This window comes from Pseudomonas sp. NPDC087598 (assembly GCF_044743525.1).
Lineage (GTDB): Bacteria > Pseudomonadota > Gammaproteobacteria > Pseudomonadales > Pseudomonadaceae > Aquipseudomonas.
Genome location: NZ_JBIUWQ010000011.1, coordinates 87,520 through 95,210 on the forward strand (window position 1 = coordinate 87,520; position 7,691 = coordinate 95,210).

The following is a 7,691-nucleotide window of genomic DNA, read 5'->3' on the forward strand; positions in this document are numbered from 1 at the left end:
GTTGTCGAACTCGGCGGCCACCTCGCGGATGATGTGGATGCTTTCCGCCTCCAGCTGTTTCAGATGCGTCAGTTTGTCGACCATGGCTACTCACGAAAGCTTTCTTATGAACGGCCAGCGGGCCGTGTTCGAGCGGGGAATCCTAGCACAGCGGCCTGCTTCTAATCAGGACGCCAACTAGATCGAAAGGGTATATGAATATGCCTGCCAGTTCGGCCCATCAGATCCCTTGTGGGAGCGAGCCTGCTCGCGAAAGCGGTGTGCCGGACACCTTTGTATTGAAGGTCTGACGCCTTCGCGAGCAGGCTCGCTCCCACAGAGATTTGTAGTGGATTCAGATCGGATTCGGGATGTCGATGAAGATGTGTTCGAGGGCGAAGCGTTTTGCCAGGTAATCGCCCAGCGCCTGCACCCCATAACGCTCGGTGGCGTGGTGGCCGGCGGCGATGAAGCTGATGTCGTTTTCCCGGGCGCTGTGGAAGGTTTGCTCGGAGGCTTCGCCGCTGATGAACAGATCAACGCCGGCAGCGATGGCGTTATCGATGTAGCCCTGACCACCACCGGTGCACCAGCCGACCCGTCGAATCATGCCGCTGCCTTCGATCAGCAGCGGTTCGCGCCCCATGCGCTCTTGCACTCGACGGGCAAAATCACGGGCGTTCACCGGCTCGTCCAGCGACCCCACCAGGCCGACGATTTTCAGATTTTCCGGGTCCAGCGGCCCTTCGACGGTGATGTCCAGCTGACGCGCCAGTTGCACGTTGTTGCCGACATCCGGGTGCAGATCCAGCGGCAGGTGATAGGCGAGCAGACTGATGTCGTGCTTGAGCAGGGTCTTCAGACGACGCTGCTTCATGCCGGTGATGCACGGGTTTTCGCCTTTCCAGAAATAACCGTGGTGCACCAGCACCAGATCAGCCCCGGCTTCGACGGCAGCATCCAGCAACGCCTGACTGGCAGTGACGCCGCTGACGATGCGCATCACCTGCGGCCGGCCTTCGACCTGCAGGCCATTGGGGCAATAATCGGCAATTTTTGCAGCGCCAAGGTAACGGTCGGCTTCTTCGACGAGGGTGCTGAGGGCAACGGCCATGAAAGACTCCTAAATATCCCGTTCAGAGGCACGCGCGGCCTCGTATAATGCGCGACATTATGGGCGGTCTGACCCCGCCTGCAACTTTTCCAGGACGTGCTTAATGTTCAAGGCGCTGCGTTTTATGGGCTGGCCGCTATTGGCCGGCGTGCTTATCGCTCTGTTGATTATTCAGCGTTACCCGCAGTGGGTCGGGCTGCCGAGCCTCGACGTCAACCTGCAACAGGCTCCGCAAACCACCAGCGTGCAGCAGGGGCCGGTGTCCTATGCGGACGCAGTGACCATCGCCGCGCCTTCGGTGGTCAACCTCTACACCACCAAAGTCATCAACAAACCGGCGCATCCCTTGTTTGAGGATCCGCAGTTCCGGCGCTTCTTCGGTGACAACTCGCCGAAGCAGAAGCGCATGGAATCGAGCCTCGGTTCCGGCGTGATCATGAGCCCGGAAGGCTACATCCTGACCAACAACCACGTGACCAGCGGTGCCGACCAAATCGTCGTGGCGCTGAAGGACGGTCGTGAAACCCTGGCCCGGGTGATCGGCAGTGATCCGGAAACCGACCTCGCCGTCCTGAAAATCGACTTGAAAACCCTGCCGGCGATCACCGTCGGCCGTTCCGACAACATTCGTATCGGCGACGTTGCATTAGCCATCGGCAACCCGTTCGGCGTCGGCCAGACCGTGACCATGGGCATCATCAGTGCCACCGGGCGTAACCAGTTGGGCCTGAACAACTACGAGGACTTCATCCAGACCGACGCGGCGATCAACCCGGGCAACTCCGGCGGCGCGCTGGTGGATGCCAACGGCAACCTCACCGGTATCAACACGGCGATCTTCTCCAAGTCCGGCGGTTCGCAGGGCATCGGCTTCGCCATCCCGGTGAAACTGGCGATGGAAGTGATGAAGTCGATCATTGAGCACGGCCAGGTGATTCGTGGCTGGCTGGGCATCGAAGTGCAGCCGCTGACCCAGGAACTGGCCGAGTCGTTTGGCTTGTCCGGACGTCCGGGGATTGTCGTCGCCGGGATCTTCCGCGACGGCCCGGCGCAGAAGGCCGGCCTGCAATTGGGCGATGTGATTCTGAGCATTGATGGCGAACCGGCCGGTGATGGTCGCCGTTCGATGAACCAGGTCGCGCGGATCAAACCGACTGACAAAGTGACGATTCAGGTGATGCGTAACGGCAAGGAACTGAAGCTCACCGCCGAGATCGGCTTGCGTCCACCGCCGGCGCCCGTGCAGGAAAAAGAAGAGTAAAACTTTTTTCGCGCCATCGGCGCGAATAAAAGACATTCTCAACGGACATGTTATATTGTTTCAATTATGACAATTGGAACAACATAACATGTCGTCTCGAACAAAGGCCTCCCTGCTGGGCCTGAGCCTCGGTTTGCTGGTCGATCCAGTTTTCGCCGAAGAACCCAGACCCCTTGAGCTCGACGCCATCAGCGTCGTCTCCGACTACGAATCCCCTACCGGACCGGTCAAAGGCTACCGCGCCACCCGCTCATCCAGCGCGACCAAAACCGACACCGCGATTCGCGATATCCCACAAGCGATCAGCGTGGTGCCCGCCAGCGTCCTCAAGGATCTGGGCAGCACCAGCGTCGAGCGCGCCCTGGATTTTGCCGGTGGTGTGTCGAAGCAAAATAACTTCGGCGGCCTGACGCTTTACGAATACAGCGTGCGCGGCTTCACCACCTCGGAGTTCTACAAGGACGGTTTCAGCGCCAATCGTGGTTATCCGAGCACGCCTGACGCAGCCAACATCGAACGCATCGAAGTGCTCAAAGGCCCGGCAGCCAGCCTGCATGGTCGAGGCGATCCGGGCGGTACGGTGAACATCGTCACCAAGAAACCACAGCCCGAAGCCTTCACCACCCTGCAAACCAGCGCCGGCAGTTGGGACCGCTACCGCACCGCCCTGGACGTCAACACGCCGCTGGATGATCAGGGCAATGTGCTCTCGCGGATCAACCTCGCGGTCGAGGACAACCACAGCTTCCGTGATCACGTCGACAGCCAGCGGGTGTTCGTCGCGCCCTCGATCAGTTGGCAATTGAACCCGGACACGTCGCTGTTGGTGGAAAGCGAAATCGTCCGTCACAATTCCACTTTCGACCGCGGCATCGTCGCGCCGAACAACAAGTGGAGCGGCGTTTCACGCTCGACTTTCCTCGGTGAGCCCAACGACGGCAACATCGACAACCACAACAACCTGTTGCAGGCGACCCTCGAACATCACCTCAATGACAGCTGGAAACTGCGTCTGGCCAGCCATTACAAGGAAGGCAAACTCTGGGGTGATGCTTCCGAAAACCGCCCGCTGAACGCCGATGGCCACACCATCAACCGCCGCTATCGAGAACGCGATACCAACTGGCACGACAGCATCACGCAACTGGAACTGCGCGGCCTGTTCGACCTTGGCCCGTGGCAACACGAACTGCTGATCGGCACCGAGTACGAAAACTTCCGCAAGAACGAACGCGTCACCACCATTGCCGGTGGCCCTTACGCCATCGACATCTACAAACCGATCTACGGCCAGCCGAAACCCAACGGCGCTCGCTCGGGCACGGACTTCTTCGAACACGTCGAAAGCCACGCCTTGAACCTGCAGGATCAAATCGTTTTCAGCGACAAATTACGCGGGATGATCGGTGCACGTTTCGAGCATTTCGATCAGCGCATCGACGACCACAGCCGTAACGCCAAGAGCAGCCAGCGTCACGACGCACTTACCCAACGCGCCGGTCTGCTCTATCAACTGACGCCGCAAACAGGCGTGTTCGTCAACGCCTCGACCTCCTTCAAACCGAACAACGGCCTCGACGCCTCCGGCAAATCCTTCGACCCCGAAGAAGGTGTCGGTTACGAAGTCGGCATCAAGAACGAACTGTTCGACGAACGCCTGAGCAGCACCCTCGCCTTCTTCCACATCGACAAGGAAAACGTCCTCGCCCTCGATCCGGGCACCGACACCAGCCGCGCGATGGGCAAGGCGCGCAGTCGTGGTTTCGATCTGCAAGTGACCGGGCAAGTCACCGATGCGGTACGAGTGATCGGCGCCTTCGCTTACATAGACGCCGAAGTGACCAAGGGCGACGCGACGATCCCTACGGGCAGCCGCATCCTCGGCGTGGCCAAACGCAGTGGCAGCCTGCTCGGTGTTTATGAGTTTCAGGATGGTCATTTGCGCGGCTCGGACGTCGGCGCAGCGTTCACTTATGTCGGCGACCGCTCGGGGGAATCCGGCAGCGATTTCGAATTGCCGGCTTACCAGACCGTCGACCTGCTCGCCCATTACAAGGCCAGCGACAACGTCACCGTCGGGCTGAACCTGAACAACGTCTTCGACGAGAAATATTACGAGCGCTCCTACAGCAACTACTGGGTCAACCCCGGTGAGCCGCGCAATTTCACTGTCAGCCTGACCCTCAACCTGTAAGTAAAAGGAAGCCCCCATGCAATACGGCAAAACCCTCCTGATCGTCGCTGCACTGTTCGCCGGCCAGGTCTCGGCCCATGGCCTGTGGACGGAACAACGACGCGGCAACATCGAAGTGATCTACGGCCACGGCGCTGAAGACAACGCGTTCAAGGCGCAGAAGATCAGTGGTGCCTGGGCTTATGACGCGGGCGGCAAGATGATTCCGGTCAGCGTCGAGCGCCTGGCGGATCACGCACGTTTGAAACCCTTGAAGTCGCCTGCGGTGATGGCCGTGGCATTGAATAACGGCATGTGGTCGCAAACTGCCGACAAGAAGTGGATCAACGAAGGGCGCAGCAAAGTACCGGGCGCTGTCGAGGCAACGGAAACGTTCAAATACAGCCTGGCGATTTATCAGCCGGGGGCGAAGTTACCGAAACTGGATCAGATCAAATTGCTGATTCTGCCGGAGGTTGATCCGCTGACCGTTGGGCCGGGAAATTCATTGCCGGTGCGGGTGTTGCTCGATGGCAAACCGGCGGCGGGGGTGAAGTTGATTGGCGATTATCGCAGTGCGCCGAATACCTTGAGCACCGAGACCGACAAGGATGGGCGTGCGCAGGTGCTGGTGCGTAATGAAGGGCTGAATGTGATTGCGGCGCAGGTTGAGGTGCCGGTGAAGGGCAGTGCTGACGTGGACAGTCGTGGGTTGTTTAGCTCACTGACATTCCTCGGTGAGCCGCATCACGAATAACCACCACAAATCCCTGTAGGAGTGAGCCTGCTCGCGATGGCGCCGGGTCAGTCAGCATAAATGTTGAATGTCCATCCGCTATCGCGAGCAGGCTCACTCCTACAAAGGAAAGCGAGGCTTCAGAGGTCGCCGAGGCCGTCGATCAGCGCCTGATTCTGCTCCGGCGTACCAATCGAGATCCGCAGGAACTGTGCAATCCGCTCCTGCTTGAAGTGGCGCACGATCACGCCCTGCTCACGCAGCTTGGCCGCCAGACCCGCCGCATCATGCTGCGGATGGCGGGCAAAGATGAAGTTCGCCGCCGAAGGCAGCACTTCAAAACCTTTGGCCTGCAACTGCGCAATTACCCACTCGCGACTCTCGATGACCAGACGGCAAGTCTTGTCGAAATACTCGCGATCTTCGAATGCCGCCGCAGCGCCGACATTCGCCAGACGATCCAGCGGATAGGAGTTGAAGCTGTTCTTGATCCGCTCCAGCGCCTCGATCAGATCCGGATGGCCCACCGCCAGACCGACGCGCAGACCGGCCAGCGAACGCGACTTGGACAGGGTCTGCGTCACCAACAGGTTCGGATAACGATCCACCAGACTGATTGCGGTTTCGCCGCCGAAGTCAATGTAAGCCTCGTCCACGACCACCACCGAATCCGGGCTGGCCTTGAGGATTTGCTCGACCGCGTCCAGCGCCAGCAGGCAACCGGTCGGGGCGTTCGGGTTGGGGAAAATGATCCCGCCGTTCGGCTTGGCGTAGTCCGCCGGGTTGATCCGGAATTGCGCATCCAGCGGCACTGCGTCGAACTGGATTCCGTACAAACCGCAGTAGACCGGGTAGAAGCTGTAACTGATATCGGGGAACAGAATCGGCTGCTCGTGTTGCAACAGACCGTGAAAAATGTGCGCCAGTACCTCATCCGAACCGTTGCCGAGGAACACCTGGTTGCTCTGCACGCCGTAATATTTGGCAACGGCGTTTTTCAGCAGATCGCTGTTCGGATCCGGGTACAGGCGCAGGTTGTCGTTGAGTTCGGTCTGCATCGCCGCGAGCGCTTTCGGCGACGGGCCGTACGGGTTCTCGTTGGTGTTGAGCTTGACCAATTTGGTCAGCTTCGGCTGTTCGCCCGGCACGTATGGCACCAGATCCTTGACGAACGGGCTCCAGAATTTACTCATCTCTCAGTTCCCCTTCGATTCGTCTTTGATGCGGTATTCGGCGCTGCGTGCGTGCGCGCTCAGCGATTCGCCACGGGCCAGTACCGATGCCGTTTTACCCAGCTCGGAAGCACCGGCTTCGGAGCAGAAGATGATCGACGAACGTTTCTGGAAGTCGTACACGCCCAGCGGCGAGGAGAATCGCGCAGTGCCGGAAGTTGGCAATACGTGGTTCGGGCCTGCGCAGTAATCGCCCAGCGCTTCCGAGGTGTGACGGCCCATGAAGATCGCGCCGGCGTGGCGGATCTGTGGCAGCCAGGCTTGTGGGTCAGCGACCGACAACTCCAGGTGTTCCGGAGCGATGCGGTTGGCGACTTCGATGGCTTGCGCCATGTCTTTCACGTGAATCAGTGCACCTCGGCCGTTGATCGAAGTTTCGATGATGGTCGCGCGGTCCATGGTCGGCAGCAGTTTGTCGATGCTGGCGGCGACCTTGTCGAGGAACCCGGCATCGGGGCTGACCAGAATCGCCTGCGCGTCTTCGTCGTGCTCAGCCTGGGAAAACAGGTCCATGGCGATCCAGTCCGGGTCGGTCTGGCCGTCGCACACCACGAGGATTTCCGAAGGGCCGGCGATCATGTCGATACCGACCTGACCAAACACGTGACGTTTGGCAGTGGCGACATAGATGTTGCCCGGGCCAACAACCTTGTCCACTTTCGGCACACTTTCAGTGCCATAAGCCAGAGCAGCGACGGCTTGCGCGCCACCGATGGTGAACACCCGGTCGACGCCGGCAATGCACGCCGACGCCAGCACCAGTTCGTTGATTTCACCGCGCGGGGTCGGCACGACCATAACCACTTCGGTCACGCCGGCAACCTTGGCCGGAATCGCGTTCATCAGCACCGACGACGGGTACGACGCCTTGCCGCCCGGCACGTACAGACCGGCGCGATCCAGTGGCGTGACCTTCTGGCCGAGCACGGTGCCGTCGGCTTCGGTGTAGCTCCAGGAATCCTGCTTCTGTTTTTCGTGATAGCTGCGCACACGGGACGCGGCTTTTTCCAGCGCTTCGCGCTGCGCCACGGTAATGCGAGTCAGGGCCAGCTCCAGGCGCTCGCGCGGCAGGATCAGGTCGGCCATCGAGGCGACTTCGAGGCCGTCGAACTTCTGGGTGAACTCGACCAGCGCCGCGTCACCGCGCTCGCGCACAGCCTTGATGATGTCCAGCACGCGCTGAGTGACCGAGTCGT

At 60.1% G+C, this 7,691-nt stretch carries 7 protein-coding genes; 3 read left to right on the forward strand and 4 right to left on the reverse strand.

Going from position 1 to position 7,691, the window contains the following annotated elements:
* Both ACIOWE_RS08870 and ACIOWE_RS08875 read right to left on the reverse strand, forming a co-directional pair.
* A partial coding sequence (locus tag ACIOWE_RS08870; RefSeq protein ID WP_401390043.1) for a hypothetical protein occupies positions 1-84 on the reverse strand: 84 nt, incomplete at its 3' end.
* A 250-nt stretch (positions 85-334) separates the two neighbouring features.
* The gene (locus ACIOWE_RS08875) at positions 335-1,093 is read right to left on the reverse strand and encodes a Nif3-like dinuclear metal center hexameric protein (RefSeq protein ID WP_401389980.1); all 759 of its coding nucleotides are present in this window, start codon (positions 1,091-1,093) and stop codon (positions 335-337) included.
* A 103-nt stretch (positions 1,094-1,196) separates the two neighbouring features.
* Between ACIOWE_RS08875 and algW the strand changes: the two genes are divergently transcribed.
* From algW to ACIOWE_RS08890, 3 genes are all read left to right on the forward strand, one after another.
* Positions 1,197-2,354, forward strand: coding sequence for a Do family serine endopeptidase AlgW (algW, locus tag ACIOWE_RS08880; RefSeq protein WP_064119375.1), 1,158 nt, complete (start codon positions 1,197-1,199; stop codon positions 2,352-2,354).
* Positions 2,355-2,442: 88 nt separating this feature from the next.
* Positions 2,443-4,548, forward strand: coding sequence for a TonB-dependent siderophore receptor (locus tag ACIOWE_RS08885; protein WP_401389984.1), 2,106 nt, complete (start codon positions 2,443-2,445; stop codon positions 4,546-4,548).
* A 16-nt stretch (positions 4,549-4,564) separates the two neighbouring features.
* Positions 4,565-5,284, forward strand: a complete 720-nt coding sequence (locus ACIOWE_RS08890) for a DUF4198 domain-containing protein (RefSeq protein WP_401389986.1) — start codon at positions 4,565-4,567, stop codon at positions 5,282-5,284.
* Between the two features lie 119 nt (positions 5,285-5,403).
* Here the strand turns inward: ACIOWE_RS08890 and hisC are convergent, their stop codons facing one another.
* Both hisC and hisD read right to left on the reverse strand, forming a co-directional pair.
* Positions 5,404-6,456, reverse strand: coding sequence for a histidinol-phosphate transaminase (hisC, locus tag ACIOWE_RS08895; protein ID WP_401389989.1), 1,053 nt, complete (start codon positions 6,454-6,456; stop codon positions 5,404-5,406).
* A gap of 3 nt (positions 6,457-6,459) precedes the next feature.
* Positions 6,460-7,691: histidinol dehydrogenase (gene hisD / locus ACIOWE_RS08900; protein WP_401389992.1), on the reverse strand; the 1,232-nt coding region annotated here is incomplete at its 5' end.